The organism is Acidobacterium sp. S8 (assembly GCF_009765985.1).
GTDB lineage: Bacteria > Acidobacteriota > Terriglobia > Terriglobales > Acidobacteriaceae > Alloacidobacterium.
The window spans coordinates 37767-52112 of record NZ_LMUM01000008.1; the positions used below are offsets into that span (position 1 = coordinate 37767).

General features: G+C 56.5%; 16 protein-coding genes. 11 read left to right on the top strand and 5 right to left on the bottom strand.

The window, feature by feature from the left end; genetic code table 11:
- Positions 1–111: 111 nt before the first annotated feature.
- Together GSQ86_RS02265 and GSQ86_RS02270 are read right to left on the bottom strand one after the other, a co-directional pair.
- A complete protein-coding gene (locus GSQ86_RS02265; RefSeq protein WP_158748383.1) occupies positions 112–1653 on the bottom strand; it encodes a multicopper oxidase family protein in 1542 nt (513 codons plus the stop codon).
- Between the two features lie 105 nt (positions 1654–1758).
- Positions 1759–3405, bottom strand: coding sequence for a phospholipase C (locus GSQ86_RS02270; RefSeq protein ID WP_158748341.1), 1647 nt, complete (start codon positions 3403–3405; stop codon positions 1759–1761).
- Positions 3406–3692: 287 nt separating this feature from the next.
- Between GSQ86_RS02270 and rpsP the strand changes: the two genes are divergently transcribed.
- The 7 genes from rpsP to GSQ86_RS02305 all read left to right on the top strand — a co-directional run bounded on the left by rpsP (position 3693) and on the right by GSQ86_RS02305 (position 7485).
- On the top strand, positions 3693–3935 hold the full coding sequence (gene rpsP / locus GSQ86_RS02275; protein ID WP_158748384.1) for a 30S ribosomal protein S16: 243 nt from the start codon (positions 3693–3695) through the stop codon (positions 3933–3935).
- A 187-nt stretch (positions 3936–4122) separates the two neighbouring features.
- A complete protein-coding gene (locus GSQ86_RS02280; RefSeq protein ID WP_158748342.1) occupies positions 4123–4410 on the top strand; it encodes a KH domain-containing protein in 288 nt (95 codons plus the stop codon).
- Between the two features lie 128 nt (positions 4411–4538).
- Positions 4539–5117, top strand: coding sequence for a ribosome maturation factor RimM (gene rimM / locus GSQ86_RS02285; protein ID WP_158748343.1), 579 nt, complete (start codon positions 4539–4541; stop codon positions 5115–5117).
- Positions 5118–5286: 169 nt separating this feature from the next.
- Positions 5287–6087: a tRNA (guanosine(37)-N1)-methyltransferase TrmD gene (trmD, locus tag GSQ86_RS02290; protein WP_158748344.1), complete on the top strand. Its 801-nt coding sequence runs from the start codon at positions 5287–5289 to the stop codon at positions 6085–6087.
- A 115-nt stretch (positions 6088–6202) separates the two neighbouring features.
- A complete protein-coding gene (rplS, locus tag GSQ86_RS02295) occupies positions 6203–6556 on the top strand; it encodes a 50S ribosomal protein L19 (RefSeq protein WP_158748345.1) in 354 nt (117 codons plus the stop codon).
- Between the two features lie 273 nt (positions 6557–6829).
- Positions 6830–7075 carry a type II toxin-antitoxin system Phd/YefM family antitoxin gene (locus tag GSQ86_RS02300; RefSeq protein WP_158748346.1) on the top strand — a complete coding sequence of 82 codons (246 nt, stop codon included), beginning with the start codon at positions 6830–6832 and terminating at the stop codon, positions 7073–7075.
- On the top strand, positions 7075–7485 hold the full coding sequence (locus GSQ86_RS02305; RefSeq protein WP_158748347.1) for a type II toxin-antitoxin system VapC family toxin: 411 nt from the start codon (positions 7075–7077) through the stop codon (positions 7483–7485). The genes GSQ86_RS02300 and GSQ86_RS02305 overlap by 1 nt, the downstream gene beginning before the upstream one ends.
- Before the next feature lie 603 nt (positions 7486–8088).
- Here the strand turns inward: GSQ86_RS02305 and GSQ86_RS02310 are convergent.
- On the bottom strand, positions 8089–8952 hold the full coding sequence (locus GSQ86_RS02310) for an SDR family NAD(P)-dependent oxidoreductase (RefSeq protein ID WP_158748348.1): 864 nt from the start codon (positions 8950–8952) through the stop codon (positions 8089–8091).
- A gap of 68 nt (positions 8953–9020) precedes the next feature.
- The gene (locus GSQ86_RS02315) at positions 9021–9590 is read right to left on the bottom strand and encodes a TetR/AcrR family transcriptional regulator (RefSeq protein WP_216840978.1); all 570 of its coding nucleotides are present in this window, start codon (positions 9588–9590) and stop codon (positions 9021–9023) included.
- A 93-nt stretch (positions 9591–9683) separates the two neighbouring features.
- Between GSQ86_RS02315 and GSQ86_RS02320 the strand changes: the two genes are divergently transcribed.
- From GSQ86_RS02320 to GSQ86_RS02330, 3 genes are all read left to right on the top strand, one after another.
- Positions 9684–10442, top strand: coding sequence for a ribonuclease HII (locus GSQ86_RS02320; protein WP_254062083.1), 759 nt, complete (start codon positions 9684–9686; stop codon positions 10440–10442).
- A gap of 117 nt (positions 10443–10559) precedes the next feature.
- Complete coding sequence (locus GSQ86_RS02325) at positions 10560–11306, top strand: PIG-L family deacetylase (protein WP_158748349.1); 747 nt, start codon at positions 10560–10562, stop codon at positions 11304–11306.
- Positions 11307–11415: 109 nt separating this feature from the next.
- On the top strand, positions 11416–12330 hold the full coding sequence (locus GSQ86_RS02330) for a S9 family peptidase (protein WP_158748350.1): 915 nt from the start codon (positions 11416–11418) through the stop codon (positions 12328–12330).
- A gap of 80 nt (positions 12331–12410) precedes the next feature.
- Here GSQ86_RS02330 and efp read toward each other — a convergent pair whose 3' ends face one another.
- Positions 12411–12971, bottom strand: coding sequence for an elongation factor P (gene efp / locus GSQ86_RS02335; RefSeq protein WP_158748351.1), 561 nt, complete (start codon positions 12969–12971; stop codon positions 12411–12413).
- A gap of 240 nt (positions 12972–13211) precedes the next feature.
- Here efp and ald point away from each other — a divergent pair, with 240 nt between their 5' ends.
- Positions 13212–14327: an alanine dehydrogenase gene (gene ald, locus GSQ86_RS02340; RefSeq protein WP_158748352.1), complete on the top strand. Its 1116-nt coding sequence runs from the start codon at positions 13212–13214 to the stop codon at positions 14325–14327.
- Positions 14328–14346 lie beyond the last annotated feature (19 nt).

A 14346-nucleotide genomic window follows, 5' to 3' on the forward strand; every position in this document is an offset into this window, starting at 1 on the left:
GAGAAACGTCATTCTGAGCGTAGCGAAGAATCTCCAACCAAATTGATTTAAGATTCTTCCTCCCTTCAGTCGTCAGAATGACGGACAACCTATCGCTATAGGGAGAGATGATCAAGCGTCAGCGGGCAGCACTTCAAACGGACGCATCATCTCGTTGTCTTCATGCTCGAGCACGTGACAATGCCACACATAGCGCCCGGCGTATCCCTCGAATGGAACAATGATGCGCGTCACCATGCCCGGATCGGCGCGCACCGTATCCTTCCATCCCATCTCATTCGCATCCGACATCACCACCGGACCGGTGAAACGCAGCTCGCCTTTTTCCTGAAAATGAAACGTGTCGAAGCGCCTACGATCGAGCACCTGGAAGCGAACCAGATGCAGATGAATCGGATGCGAGTCGTCGGTCAGATTCACCAGCTCCCAGATCTCTGTCGTATGCAGCACCGGCTTTTCCGTAATCGGAGCATGCCACGGAGTATTGTTCAGCAGCATGCCCATGGAGCGCTGAACGTCATCCATCCGCTCATCGAGTGTCAGCCTTCGCGTCTTCACCGCGCTCGATTCGGCCAGCCGTTCAAACTGGTGCAGCTTCTCAGGAACTGCGCCGCGTTCACCCGCCGCATTCTTCCCTACACGAAATTGCAATATAGAGAAGCTGTCGCTCACCCACTCCACCTGTTCGCCCGCCATCGCGCTGAAGTCGATCAGAATGTCGGCGCGCTCGGCAGGCGCCATCGCCAGCCGCTTCATCTTCACCGGAGCAGTCAACAGACCCTGATCGGAACCAATCTGATAAAACTCCGCGCCATTCGCCAGTGAAAAGCGGAAGAAGCGGCCATTCGATCCATTCATCACGCGGAAGCGATATAGCCGCGGCTCCACATCGCAATACGGCAGCAGCTTTCCATTTGCCAGAATCGCGTTGCCGAAAACCTCCGGCACCCAAACCTCACCCTTCTTTTCCGATACCGGATACTCGAGCTGCCCATCCGTCTTCAGCATGCGGTCACAGATCAGCAGCGGAATCTCATACTTTCCGCCCGGCAGTGCGTACACATCCTCGCGCGCGTCGCGCAGAATGACCAGTCCCATCATCCCCGCATACGTATTGAGCCGATTAATCCCCATCGTATGGTCGTGATAGAAGAGCAGCGCCGCATGTTGCAGCGAAGGATAGAAGCATGTCTGCGATTTTCCCGGCACGATCCAATCTTCCGGATAGCCATCGCTCTCCGCCGGGGTCCGTCCGCCATGCAGATGAATCACCGCCCGCGCCTCGGGCACATCCTTGCCTGCTCCATGCAGTGAATGATCGATCGGCAGAAAATGCTGCGCAGGCAACTGGTTCTGCCATTCCACGATCATGCTCTTCGCACACTGCGTCTCCAACGTTAGTCCCGGGAAATTGCCGCCGACCGTCCACATCCGTGTAGACGGCAAGTCGCGATGTATTTTCACCATCGCTTCTTTTATCGCCATGCGGTAATACGGCAGTTGCTCCCTCGCATCTTCCGGATTCGCGCGCATTCCCACAGGCCGCGCAATCGCAGGAATCGGCAACGGATCGACAAACGCCTGCAGCGTCGAAGGATCAAGAGAACCAGCTTTCGCTGAAGAACCAGTCAGGCCCATCGCAGCGTCTGCCATCACCAAACTGCCAGCCGCCAGAAACTTTCGTCGTGTAATCAAATCGCCCTCAAAGAGAAAAGGGTAGCAGCGTCAGCCGCTACCCTACGTAAAGAAAACAGCTATTTACCAACGACCATCGTGGCCGTAACCACCATCATGATCATGGCCGCCGCCCTGATCAAAATTCACCAGGCCGCTATTTGGATCCAGCAGATACAAACCGCGGTTCTGAGCATTCCGGAAATCGAACATGCCGTTCAGCGTGCCAGCAATCGCATCGAAGGAGCCTTCAATGCGCTGTCCGCCAAGCCAGTTGTCTTCGATAAAGCGGGTGATCGAACTCTGGTCGGTCGTCGTGTGATCGACATAGTTCTTTCTTGCGTAAGGCGAGATCACCATCAGCGGAAGACGCGGACCATAACCGCAGCGTCCCTGCACGTGCTGCCCATTCGGGCCGTCCAACGCAGAGGTCGTGCCGTTGCCGCATAGCCCCGTGCCATTCAGCGCATCCGCAGCCGTTGTCGACTGGTTTACGATCGGGCTCATCTGATGGTCATACCAACCGTCCGAATCGTCATACGCAATCACTACTGCCGTCGAGGTCCATTCCGGCCGCTGCTGCAGGAAGTTGATCACCTGCACCACAAAGGTCTGCTCATCGATCGGATCAGAGTAGCCGGCATGCGCATCCTGGTAGCCGGGAGCCTTCAGGAAGCTGACCGAAGGCATATTGCCCGCACGCACTGCGTCGTAGAAATCGTCGGTGTCGTACTGGTGATTTGCCTGGTCGGTCTGGCCGATCCGCCGCACCGAGGTAGGACGAAGATGCTTCGGGTTCCAGGTCGACTTGTAATACTGGAATGGCTGGTGGTGCGGAATGTAGTCAGCCTTTGGGCTGTTGGTGATCGTCGAGGTGTGCGAGCGCTTGCAACCCGTCGTACCGTTCGAGTTCGTCTTCGTCAGATCAAATCCGCCCTCGAAAAATCCCCACGTAATACCCTTCGCATTCAGCAGGTCGCCTACATTCTGTCCGCCAAATTGAATGAGCGCACCGGTCGTTGTCGAACAGACATCGCCAATCGGATCGGCATCGCTGATCAGTGTATAGCCGCCAGCGCCGTCTTCAATGACATCTCCGCCTGCATTGCTCTGGTCGCTGATGCCGTTCGTCTGACCGGAGATCAGATTGATCGCGCCCGGAGTCGAAGGCCCGAAGTTTGTGTCATACGAGTTGTCGCTCAAAGCGTAACGCTGCGCATAATTCCAGAGAGCTGTGACCGTATTGCCATCGTAGTAGCCCATCACCAGGCCATTTGTCGCCTGTCCGCTTGGCGGAGGTCCCGGCGTACCCGTGTACTGCGGGAAGGAATCCATCAGGCCACCGTGGAAAGCCTGCTGTTCCGGCATGTAGTCGTGATCCTGGTCGGCAGTCGCAGCCTGTGAGCGATCAAGCCGGAAGGGATTGCTGGCTCCGCTGCCATTGCCCGTGGTGTTCAAAAGATTTGGATTATTAAAAAGCAGCGCGTCCGTATAGCCGTTCACTCGCGGCGTCTCGGGAGCAGCCACAAAGCGGGGCTCGTGTGCGGGATTCAGAGCATTTGGATAGGTCCCGAAGTAGTGGTCAAATGAGATGTTTTCGCCAAAGATTACAACAAGATGCTTGATCGGGGTGGCCGTTTCGCCCTCCCGCTGCGCGGTCGCCGCAACGGGGAAAGCTATCTGGCTCGAGACCAGCAACGCTGCCAATGAGGTGGCAACAAGCTTTTGCATGCGTCATTCCTCCAATGCCAGAAAGGGGATTTTTTCTGGGCATCTCTCTGGCTAAATGACGTGCATGTAAGCCGCTTTACGATACGGTTACAACCCGATAAATTAATGTTCTACCGTCGCGGGGAAAACATTCGAGGAGCAGGCCCTCGCGTCTCGCTCTCACCATCCCACACCTAATCCTGCTATACTTAGTCGTTGGGAACCGCATGCCGCCGCGCTCTGCCGCTGCGCCTGAAAACGCATCCCTCGCTTACAATCAGGATTGAAAGGAAGATTTATCTGTGCTGATGATTCGTTTGGCGCGTTTTGGCGCCCGCAAGCAGCCGTATTACCGTGTTGTGGTTATTGAAAAGGACCGCGCCCGCAATGGCCGTTCCATCGAAGTAGTCGGAACCTACAACCCACGTACTAACCCCGCCACTGTCGATCTCAAGCGTGAGCGCATCGACTACTGGACCAGCAAGGGCGCCCAGTTGTCCGATACCGTCGGAAAGCTGCTCAAGAATGCTTCCGCTGCCCCAGCTGCCTAAGCGCGTCACATCCGGAAGTCACCAGTTCTCACTAAAAAGTAACCTCTTATTCTTTGAGCGAGTTACCTCTTTGGAGTTCCGGAAGTAATACCAAAACAGGGCACCAGAAAATACTGTCATCCCTCTTCGGGTTGCTGTTAGTATTGGCCAACCCGCGAGACAGTACGCACGACTCAGGGGGGGTTGAATGACGCAAGAGCAGATGCCGGACAACATGCAGGAACTTGTCACCGAGATCGCCAAAGCGCTGGTGGATGAACCGAGCGCAGTCGAGGTCGAAGCCGTGGAACGCGAAGAAAGTACCGTTCTCCGCCTTCGGGTGGCACCCGGTGATGTGGGCAAAGTAATTGGAAAACAGGGACGAACGGCGCGCTCGATGCGCACGATTCTTGGCGCTGTCAGCATGAAGCACCACCACCGTTACACGCTCGATATTCTAGAAGAACACGGGGAAAAACAGGCATCCGGCGAGTAATCCTACCGCCGGGCCTCCCTTCCATTTTCTGAATCCCAGGCTGTCTGAACGCGGCGACCACGGTTTTCTGCCTGTTCTCTCCTGTCCCGATTCATTTCTCCTTCGTAAAATCAAACGAGAGAAATCGAATGACCAGCACACAACCTGACTCCGACTGGATACTCGTCGCGCGCCTCATTCGTCCCCAGGGACGTAACGGCGAGTTGCTCGCCGACATTCTTACCGACTTCCCCGAGCGATTTGCCGAGCGCTCCAGCCTCACCCTGCTGCACTCCAACGGAAAAACCCCGCCGCGCACGGTCACCCTTGAAAATCATTGGCTGCACAAAGGCCGCATCGTCCTCAAATTCGCCGGTATTGACTCCATTTCCGACGCGGAAACTCTGCGCGGGCTTGACGTCGCCATTGCCCGCAGTCAGCGTGCCCCACTTGAAGAAGACGCCGTCTACATTGACGACCTGATAGGCTGCCACGTCATCGATCTCAGCCAGGGAAACCGTGACATCGGAGCTGTCACCGACGTAGACCGTGACACTACCAGCACCCCGCTGCTCGTCATCGGCAAAACCGGCAGTAAAGACGAGGTGCTGATCCCTTTCGCCAAAGCGTGGCTGCACAAGATTGATCTTGATCAGAAGCGCCTCGAAATGTCTCTCCCCAATGGCCTGCTCACTATCAACGCGCCGCTGACCAGTGAAGAACGGTAGTGGGCCAGACATCTGGCCCACTACCTGAAGAACAGCAGGGTTGACCTGACAGAAATTGTCATCCTGTAGGCTGCATTGGTCGGCATGACATGGGTGTCCCATTTTTTCGCGTTCTTTGCGAAGGGTCGGAAGCAGAAATCCACTTTATCTATAAACTTGAAGATGGCGCATGCAGTTCGACATCATCACCATATTTCCGGACTTCTTTTCGAGCATCCTCTCTCACGGGGTGCTCAAGCGGGCCCTTGCTTCGAACCTGCTCAGCGTCCAAACTCACAATCTTCGCGATTTCACGCAGGACCGCCATCGCACCGTAGACGACCGCCCCTTCGGCGGCGGCGAAGGCATGGTCCTCAAACCGGAGCCGCTGGCCGCAGCTATCGAATCACTAAATATTGCGCCCAAGGCCGAGCGCGACCCACAAAAAGAAACCATCATCCTGCTCTCGGCCCAAGGCGCGCGGTTTACCCAGTCCACGGCCCGCGAACTCGCTAAACTCGACCGCATCGCCCTCATTTGCGGACGCTACGAAGGTGTGGACGAGCGCGTCAACCAGCTTTTCTGCGATCGCGAACTCTCGATCGGTGACTATGTACTCTCCGGCGGCGAGCTTGGAGCCGCCATCATTCTCGACGCCACCATGCGCCTCATCCCCGGGGCTCTCGGCAATGAGGCTTCGAGCGCCTACGAGAGCTTTGGCCAGCCCGATACCGCCTTCCCTGAAAACGAAGACGGGCCGCCCCGCTCCACTCACGGATCGGGTGGGTTGCTGGACTATCCCCATTTCACCCGGCCGCCGGAATTTCGTGGCCTCGCCGTGCCCGAAGTCCTCAGTAGCGGCAACCACGACCTGATCCGGCGCTGGCGTCGCGAACAGGCCCTTGAAAAAACCTGGCGCAACCGCCCCGATCTCCTTGAAGGTGCAGACTTAACGAGTGAAGACCGTAAATTTCTGAGAACTCTTAAATGAGGCGCATTTTATGCGCATTAACGACTTTAAAGTGCACCTAAACGACACCAAAATGAGCAAAATCACCCGCTTTCATGTAAACTAAAAGTTCTGAATTCATAAGCAGGAAAGAACAATGTCTATTCATCCAGTCATGCAGCGCCTTGCCGAGAAATTGAACCGCACGGACCTGCCTCCCTTCGTCGCCGGCGACACAGTGCGCGTGCAAGTCAAGATTAAAGAAGGCGATAAAGAGCGCCTCCAGGCTTTTGAAGGCATCGTAATTGCCCGCAAAAATGGAGCACAGGGCAGCTTCACCGTCCGCAAAATGAGCTTCGGCCAGGGTGTCGAGCGCATCTTCCCCTTCAATTCCAAGGTTATCGACAAGGTCGAAAAGATCCGCTCGGCCCGCGTTCGCCGCGCCAAGCTCTTCTACCTCCGCGGCCTCCGCGGCAAAGCCGCCCGCCTTAAAGAAGTCGAGCGCACCTAAGTCCTCCCAACTATTCAAAAGCAAACGCCCCGGCCTTGGCCGGGGCGTTTGTGCGTCTACGCGATAAATTTCCCGCTCCTCAAACGCCGTCAATCCTGAGCGAAGCGACCGAAGGAAGCGCAGTCGAAGGACCGCAAGAACGGTGTCGTGCGCCGTTTGTCCTTGCGCTGCAAGGACCTCGTCTTAAAGCTTCATAACGCCTAAAAAATTATTCATGGAAAATCTAACTCGATGATGATAAAATCGACTAGTTTAATCAACCAGTCTAATTCTATGCGCCAGATTCAGGCTTCCGAAGCGAAAACGCACCTCCCTGAGCTACTTGATGAAGTAGAACGCGGAGCTACGCTCATCATCACCCGCCATGGCAAACCCATCGCCCGACTGGTTCCGGAAACCGACCATCGCCAGTCAGAAATCGATGGAGCCGTGACAAGAATGCAGGCGCGCAGACATCGCGCTCCCCGTATCAAGCTGCAGGAGCTGCTTGCCGCTCGTGAAACAGGGCGGAAACACTAGTGCCGTTTGTATTGGACGCATCCGTAACTGCCAGTTGGGCATTCCGTGACGAGCAACATCCGCACGCCGATCTGGCATTGGAACGCATACGAACCGATCAGGCCTTTGCTCCAACTCTCTGGTGGTTTGAAGTGCGTAACATTCTCATCGTGAGTGAGCGGCGCAAGCGCCTCAGCGAGGCTGAAACCGCAGCATTTCTGCGAGATCTCGCAACCTTCGGTATCAATTTGGATATCGTTCCTGAAACAAACGAAGTTCTCCGCGTGGCCCGCGCGCATCAACTCTCTGTCTACGATGCGGCTTATCTGGAACTTGCGTTAAGGATGGACACTCCTCTCGCCACGCTCGACATAGACCTTGTTCGGGCCGCCCGCGTCGAGTCCGTTCGCATCGTCGGAGAAAATGCTTAGCTGATAAATAAAAGAGATGCGAAAGCGCCCTCCCGGTAGAAGCCGGGGACTTTAGTCTCCAGACAAAACCGGGTCAAAGACGGCGTGCCTTGCCGTCGCAGGCCGTTCGTGGAGGCGCAGCCGAAAACGATTTATCCGCCGGGAGTCTTCTAAGTAGGAGGACCCTGAAATTAACCCAGCAATGCTTCAATATCCTTCTTCTCCCGCACAATCGACAACCGGTTCGGAATTTTGGTCGGATTGCACACCGTTACTCCGCCTTTCGGACACAGATCCATGCAGGGCACGTTTATGACGTGAAGTATTTGGAAAGGATGTTCTTTATTGTGCCTCTTAACCGTCTTCTTCAGCTTTGATAGAGTCCGCATGCCTTTTTCACCCTTCAGCTTCTTCTGGCATTTGCGGCAGGCAAGGACAAGCCGTCCTTCCCACGGCACCTGATAGGTTTGTGGTTGGTTGTCATCCCTCCTGAATTGGATGCTGATTTTTTAGAACTGTCATTGCCAACCCCCATTCCTACCAATGGGTTCACACCAGCGCGAACCACACCTAGCCAACAAAAATGCCCCGGCCATGACCGGAGCATTCTAATGAAGCACGAAACTAGTGATTCAATAGCTCAGGAATTACTTCTGCATTCTCAAAGACAGTGGACACGGTAAGATCCCGCCATTTCGCAGCCTCTTCCGCGCGTGCAGTCTCTGCCTGCTGCACCCGCTTCTCCGCATCGACGCCCAGGATGAGCCGGACAGGCACCGTGTCGCTGTTAGCAAGCTGGACAATCAGCTCAGCGATTTTGCGCGGGTCGCCTTCCTGCCGCCCTTCAATGCTTTGCAGCAGCTTCAGGATCGGCCCCACCGTCGGCTGGTAATCCGGCAGTAGTTCTGGAGCGTTCCCACGTGCGCGCCGCGCCCAGTTCGTGCGGATACCGCCTGGTTCCAGCGTGCAGACCTTCACTCCTAGCGGCGCCACTTCCATCGCCACGGCATCACTGAAGCCGCCCACCGCCCACTTGGCAGCGTGGTACGGAGAGTTGCCCGCAATCGCCAGCCGCCCTCCGATCGAGGAGATCTGAAAGATGTGCCCGCTCTTCTGCTTACGCATCACCGGAATGGCCGCGCGCGTCGTGTACACCACTCCGTAGAAGCACGTATCCACGACCGCCTTGAAGTCCTCCGCGCTCATCTGCTCGAACGGTGCAAATTCGCCGTAACCCGCATTATTGACCAGCACATCCAGTCTCCCGAATGTGTCTACCGACATCTGTACAGCAGCCTTTGCCGCCGCTTCATCGCGCACTTCGAGCGTTACCGGCTTCACCCGGTCCTTGTATTGCTCGACCAGCGGAGCCAGCTCCTCCGTCCTGCGCGCACCCGCGACGACGCTGTCGCCCGCCGCCAGGGCTGCCTCAGCAATATCGCGTCCCAACCCATTTCCGCTTCCCGTAATCAACCAGACTTTCGCCATCGAAAAATCCTCCTGCAAATTCGATTCTAAAATGAGCGAGCAGATGCTCATTTATTTGGGAGAAATATTCACCCCAGCGCTTTCCACAGCACCTTGAACGTCCGCTTGATCAGTTCTTCCCGCTGCTTCGGCGCTTTTGCAATAAAATCCATGGCAGCTTCCTGCATGGCCGCCATGGTCGCCGCTGCAAATCCTGCCGGAAGTCCGCGCAGCGCTGCGCCTTTTTCCAGCTCTTGCAACGTAGCATCCACTGCGCCGCGTTTGGTGGCCGTGCGCGAACGGGTTTCCGAGGTAATCACGTCAGAAATATGCAGCTGCATCGAAGCCTTGCGCTTCGCCGGAAAGGCGATCGCCCAATCTAGATAGCCTGCCCAGATATGCCACGCCCGGCGCTGCAAACTTCCCTTATGCGGAAAGTCGGCATTAATTCTGTCGTAGACCTCATTTTTCAGCTCGAGATACAACTCATTCAGAAGCTCGTCTTTATTTACGAAATAGGTGAAGAGCGTCCCCTCGGCGAGACCCGCGCGTTGAGCGATCTTCGCAATCGGCGCGCCAAGGCCGCCTTCGGCAATCTCCTGCGCGGTAGCCTGAAGAATCGCACTGCGTTTTTCGGGGCTTCTAAGTCGTGCCATCATCTAGCAAAGAATACAGCCATTTTCGGATTACCCTCGTGCAGGTACAAGATTTCCACCGCCATCCACGCCTCATCCAGCGATAAACTCAACGTAATGCCCCGTGCACCGAAATTTATTCTGGAAGCGGAGAGCCAGGAGGAAGAGACCCTCTCCGCCGCCACCAGAAAAATGCGCATGCTGCGCTCGCTCGTCTGCGGCAACAGGCATGAGAAGGCTGCGCGCGCCCAGGGCTTCACTCTCATCGCAGGCGTCGATGAAGTAGGCCGAGGCTCTCTCTTCGGTTGCGTTGTTGCCGCCGCCGTTATTCTGCCGGAGAATACCCGCATTCGCGGCCTGCGCGATTCCAAACAGCTCTTGCGCGAGGATCGCGAGCGCCTCGCGAAAATCGTCGAGCAAAAAGCCATTGCCATCGCCATCGAAGAGATCGATGCCGCCACGATCGACCGCATCAACATCTACCAGGCGTCGAAGCTGGCCATGACACAGGCCGTGCTCAAGCTGACGCCCGCACCCGACCACCTGCTCATCGACGCGCTCCGTCTCAACCATCCCTGCGCGCAGACCAGCATCATCTATGGCGACTCGCTCTCCATCTCCATCGCCGCCGCATCCGTCGTCGCCAAGGTCTACCGTGACCAGAAGATGCGCGAGTTTCATGACCAATATCCTGAATACGGCCTGGCCTCGCACAAGGGTTACAGCACACCGGTGCATCTCGCAGCTCTTGAAAAATACGGTCCCACTCCGCTCCATCGCAAGAGCTTTCGCCCGGTCGCGCAAACCTCGCTACCCTGGGACACTCCGCCGCAAGTTGAGATCATCGACGTGCCGGTCGATGCACTCCCCGCCTGATTCGCAACGTTATCTTCGTCCCCTCGCGAAGCAAAACCGTCCTTCGCAACGAAAATTCGTTGAAACAACCATCCACGATCTCCGTTAAACTGAAAGCCAGTAACCAAGGAGCACTATTTGTCATACCGCATGATGTGCCTCACCGCGCATCCCGACGACGAGAGCGGAGCCTTTGGCGGCGCGCTGCTCATGGCGCACGAAAAGAGTATTGAAACAAGCGTCGTCTGCCTCACTGACGGAGCCGCAGGCAGCTTTCGCGGCAGCGCCAAAAGCGCAGAAGAATTGGCTGCATTACGCCGCGATGAGTTCTGCGCGGCTGGCAAACTCCTCGGACTTACCCACGCGGAAGTGCTTGATTACCCTGACGGTAAGCTCGATCAGCAGAACTTCTCCGAGCTTGCCAGTCTTCTGGTGGGAAAAATTCGTCACTACCGCCCTCAGGTTGTGCTCACCTTTGGCGGAGACGGCGGCGTCAATCTTCACCGCGACCACACCATCATCTCGCTTGCCGCCACTGCCGCTTTCCACTGGGCGGGGCGCGCGCAACTCTTTCCCGAAGCTGGCGCAGCTTACGCTCCGCAGAAGCTGTATTATGCCAACACGCCCTTCGTCTCCGTCTACAACTCCGATGAAGGCGCAACCGCCGCTATCGTTCCTTATTCGCTCAGCCTTGAACTGGGCAAATGGAAAGAGCGCAAGATCGACGCTTTCAAACTGCATACCACGCAACACGGCGTGCTCGAACGCGTCCGCGACTTCATCGACAAGCACATGGACAATGAGCGCTACCTCCTGGCTGCTGCTCGCAATCCGCGCCCGTTAGCGGAAGACGACGCTCTCTTTGCCGGAGTCGTAGAAGACTAACTTCTGAACGAATCAGAGAATCGTGACCTTTTTAAATTTGCTATGGGAAGGTTGTTGGCCTTCACAATTTCTGTCGGCATTAAAGCCGACTTGAGAGACAATCGCGAACATGAAGACTGTTCGCTTTGCCTTCCTGCTGATTCTTGGCTGTTCGTGTGCAACGGGGCTTGCACAGCAAGTTCCTTCTGCCGTTACCACCGATCCTCCTGTTGACAAGCAAAATCCAGCTGCAATGGAGAGCTTCCAGTTGCCCAGCCATGGATCGCAGCTGAATGCGCTCATGTATATTGCCGCTGGTGCGGAGCCGCATCCGACCGTCATTTTGCTGCATGGCTTTCCGGGAAATGAAAGAAATCTCGACCTGGCGCAGGCTATCCGACGCGCAGGCTGGAACGTGCTGTACTTCAACTATCGCGGGGCATGGGGATCGCCGGGAGATTTTTCCTTCAGTCATTGCATGGAGGACGTAGCCGCAGCGGTTGCCTATCTGCGCGAGCCTGCCAATGCGACCCTGTTGCGCGTCGATGCGAAACGGATTGTGCTCATCGGGCACAGCATGGGCGGATTTATGACCGTGGCTGGCGGGGCGCATGATGCAGGCGTCGAGGCCATCGGCGTCATCTCGCCGGGAAACATGGGCGAGATCGCCACAGCCATGGTGAAGGGCTACGGAGAGAGCGCAGCGCCATCGAAGATGGCCGCCATGCTGGCCAAAGAAGGAATCGCTCCGCTGCATGGCTGCACTTCGGAAAGCCTGGCGCAGGAGGCGATCGCGCATCGGGCAGAGTGGAGCTATGAGGGGTATGCCCGGACACTGGCGACACGGCCCGTGCTCGTCATCAGCTCCGATGATGGATTGGCGGCGCAGGCGACCTTATTTGCCGAGACACTTCGCAAGGATGGCAACACGAAGGTAACGGATCTCCGCCTGGCGACAGACCACGCCTATTCTGACAAGCGCATTGCCCTGGAGTCGGCTGTGTTGTCGTGGCTTGCGGCATTGCCGACTACCGCCGCCCACTGATGGTGAAAAGTCTGGGCCGTACTGACAGAAATAAAAACGGCACAGCCTTGGCTGTGCCGTCTGTTGACACGGGATGAAATTTACGCGCGAGAGAGGTATGCGCCTTCGGCGGTATCGACGCGGATTTTTTCGCCCTCATTGATGAAGGGAGGCACCTGCACAATCAAGCCTGTCTCGGTCTTTGCTGGCTTGGTGACGGAGGAAGCGGTGGCCGATTTGAGACCTGGCTCCGTCTCTACGATGGTGAGCTCGACCGTCTGCGGCAGTTCAATGCCAACGGGCACGCCGTCAAAGAAGGACACAGTGATCTGAAGATTCGGCGTGAGGTATTCGACGGCATCACCCAGCGTGTCGTGCTTGAGGTGAGTCTGCTCGTAGTTCTCGGTGTTCATGAAGTAGTAGTCATCGCCGTCGTTGTAGAGGAATTCCATGGCGATTTCATCGACGACCACACGATCGATCGCGTCGGCGGAGCGGAAGCGGTGCTCAAACATGGCGCCAGAGCGCAGGTTGCGCAGCTTTGCCTGAATGAAGGCGCGCAGGTTGCCGGGCGTGCGGTGCTCGACCGAGAAAACGGCATGCAGCTCGTTGTTGTGCTTAATGATCATGCCCGGACGCATTTGTGTGGCGGGAATCGCCATAAAACAACTCCTTACTCTTGTGGTTCTGGGATTTTACAGATGCTGGCGCTCGCGGCCAGGCGGGAAACTCTCTCCAATAGAAGATTGTAGCGTTTTCTCTGCATCGGAGCCAGTTGCGACGGCGCAAGGCTGGAATTCAGAATTCTGCGGCCCGCTGCACCATGCGATATCCTTGAATGTTTGCAACAATGAAACGTTAGGCTCAGCGGAAGTCGATCGACGAGCCACTAAGGACGATGCATGATTATCGGAGTACCGAAGGAAGTCAAAGATCACGAAAGTCGCGTAGGCATTACACCGGCAGGCGTAAAGGCGCTTACTGAGACAGGACACAAGGTTCTCGTCGAAACTCACGCGGGCGAGCTTTCCGCATTCACCGACGATGAGTATCAGTCGGCAGGCGCGGAGATTGTCGGCTCGGCACACAATGTGTGGGGCAACGCGGACATGGTGGTGAAAGTCAAAGAACCAGTTGAGAAAGAGTATGGTTTCTTCCGCGAAGGGCTGGTGCTCTTTACATACCTGCATCTTGCGCCTGTTCCTGATCTCACCGAGCAGCTGCTTACGAAGAAAGTGATCGGCATTGCTTATGAGACGATTCGCGACCAGGCCGGAACACTGCCGCTGTTGACGCCAATGTCTGAAGTTGCCGGACGCATGTCGGTGCAGGTCGGCGCTTCTTATCTCGAAAAGGAAAAAGGCGGCCGCGGTGTTCTGCTTGGCGGCGTCCCCGGCGTGCCTCCTGCCAATGTCTGCATCATCGGCGGCGGCATCGTCGGCACTAACGCTGCGAAGATCGCAGTGGGCATGGGCGCGAAGGTCACGATTGTTGATCTGAACCTGAACCGCCTGCGCGAACTCGACGATATCTTCAATGGCAAGCTTTTCACCCTGGCGTCGAACTCGTATAACGTGACGCGCGCGGTACAGGAAGCCGACCTGGTGATTGGAGGCGTGTTGATTCCGGGTGCAGCGGCTCCGAAGATCGTGACCAAAGAGATGGTCGCAAAGATGAAGAAAGGCGCGGTAATCGTAGATGTGGCCATCGACCAGGGCGGATGCATTGAAACGGCGCGGCCTACGACGCACAGCAATCCTGCTTACGAAGTGAATGGCGTGGTGCATTACTGCGTCACCAACATGCCGGCTGCGGTGCCGAATACTTCGACGCTGGCGCTGACGAACGCAACGTTCCCTTATGTTCTGCGGCTTGCGCAGCGCGGTGCCAAGGCTGCGATTCTTGAAAATGACGGCATCCGCGATGGCGTGAACACCTACGAGGGGACTCTTACATGCGAGCCTGTTGCGGTATCGCAGAAGAAACCCTGGAAGCCCGTACGAGAGCTGCTGGCATAAAACGAGGCGTGGCTTGGGG

What these genes read in the sequence shown, in the direction of transcription:
- GSQ86_RS02300 (WP_158748346.1), top strand. Translation starts at nt 6,830, where the DNA reads ATGCGCCAGATTCAGGCTTCCGAAGCGAAAACGCACCTCCCTGAGCTA.
- GSQ86_RS02270 (WP_158748341.1), bottom strand. Translation starts at nt 3,405, where the DNA reads ATGCAAAAGCTTGTTGCCACCTCATTGGCAGCGTTGCTGGTCTCGAGC.
- rpsP (WP_158748384.1), top strand. Translation starts at nt 3,693, where the DNA reads ATGATTCGTTTGGCGCGTTTTGGCGCCCGCAAGCAGCCGTATTACCGT.
- GSQ86_RS02265 (WP_158748383.1), bottom strand. Translation starts at nt 1,653, where the DNA reads ATGGCAGACGCTGCGATGGGCCTGACTGGTTCTTCAGCGAAAGCTGGT.
- efp (WP_158748351.1), bottom strand. Translation starts at nt 12,971, where the DNA reads ATGGCGATTCCCGCCACACAAATGCGTCCGGGCATGATCATTAAGCAC.
- GSQ86_RS02330 (WP_158748350.1), top strand. Translation starts at nt 11,416, where the DNA reads ATGAAGACTGTTCGCTTTGCCTTCCTGCTGATTCTTGGCTGTTCGTGT.
- ald (WP_158748352.1), top strand. Translation starts at nt 13,212, where the DNA reads ATGATTATCGGAGTACCGAAGGAAGTCAAAGATCACGAAAGTCGCGTA.
- GSQ86_RS02310 (WP_158748348.1), bottom strand. Translation starts at nt 8,952, where the DNA reads ATGGCGAAAGTCTGGTTGATTACGGGAAGCGGAAATGGGTTGGGACGC.
- rplS (WP_158748345.1), top strand. Translation starts at nt 6,203, where the DNA reads ATGTCTATTCATCCAGTCATGCAGCGCCTTGCCGAGAAATTGAACCGC.
- rimM (WP_158748343.1), top strand. Translation starts at nt 4,539, where the DNA reads ATGACCAGCACACAACCTGACTCCGACTGGATACTCGTCGCGCGCCTC.
- GSQ86_RS02315 (WP_216840978.1), bottom strand. Translation starts at nt 9,590, where the DNA reads ATGATGGCACGACTTAGAAGCCCCGAAAAACGCAGTGCGATTCTTCAG.
- trmD (WP_158748344.1), top strand. Translation starts at nt 5,287, where the DNA reads ATGCAGTTCGACATCATCACCATATTTCCGGACTTCTTTTCGAGCATC.
- GSQ86_RS02320 (WP_254062083.1), top strand. Translation starts at nt 9,684, where the DNA reads ATGCCCCGTGCACCGAAATTTATTCTGGAAGCGGAGAGCCAGGAGGAA.
- GSQ86_RS02280 (WP_158748342.1), top strand. Translation starts at nt 4,123, where the DNA reads ATGACGCAAGAGCAGATGCCGGACAACATGCAGGAACTTGTCACCGAG.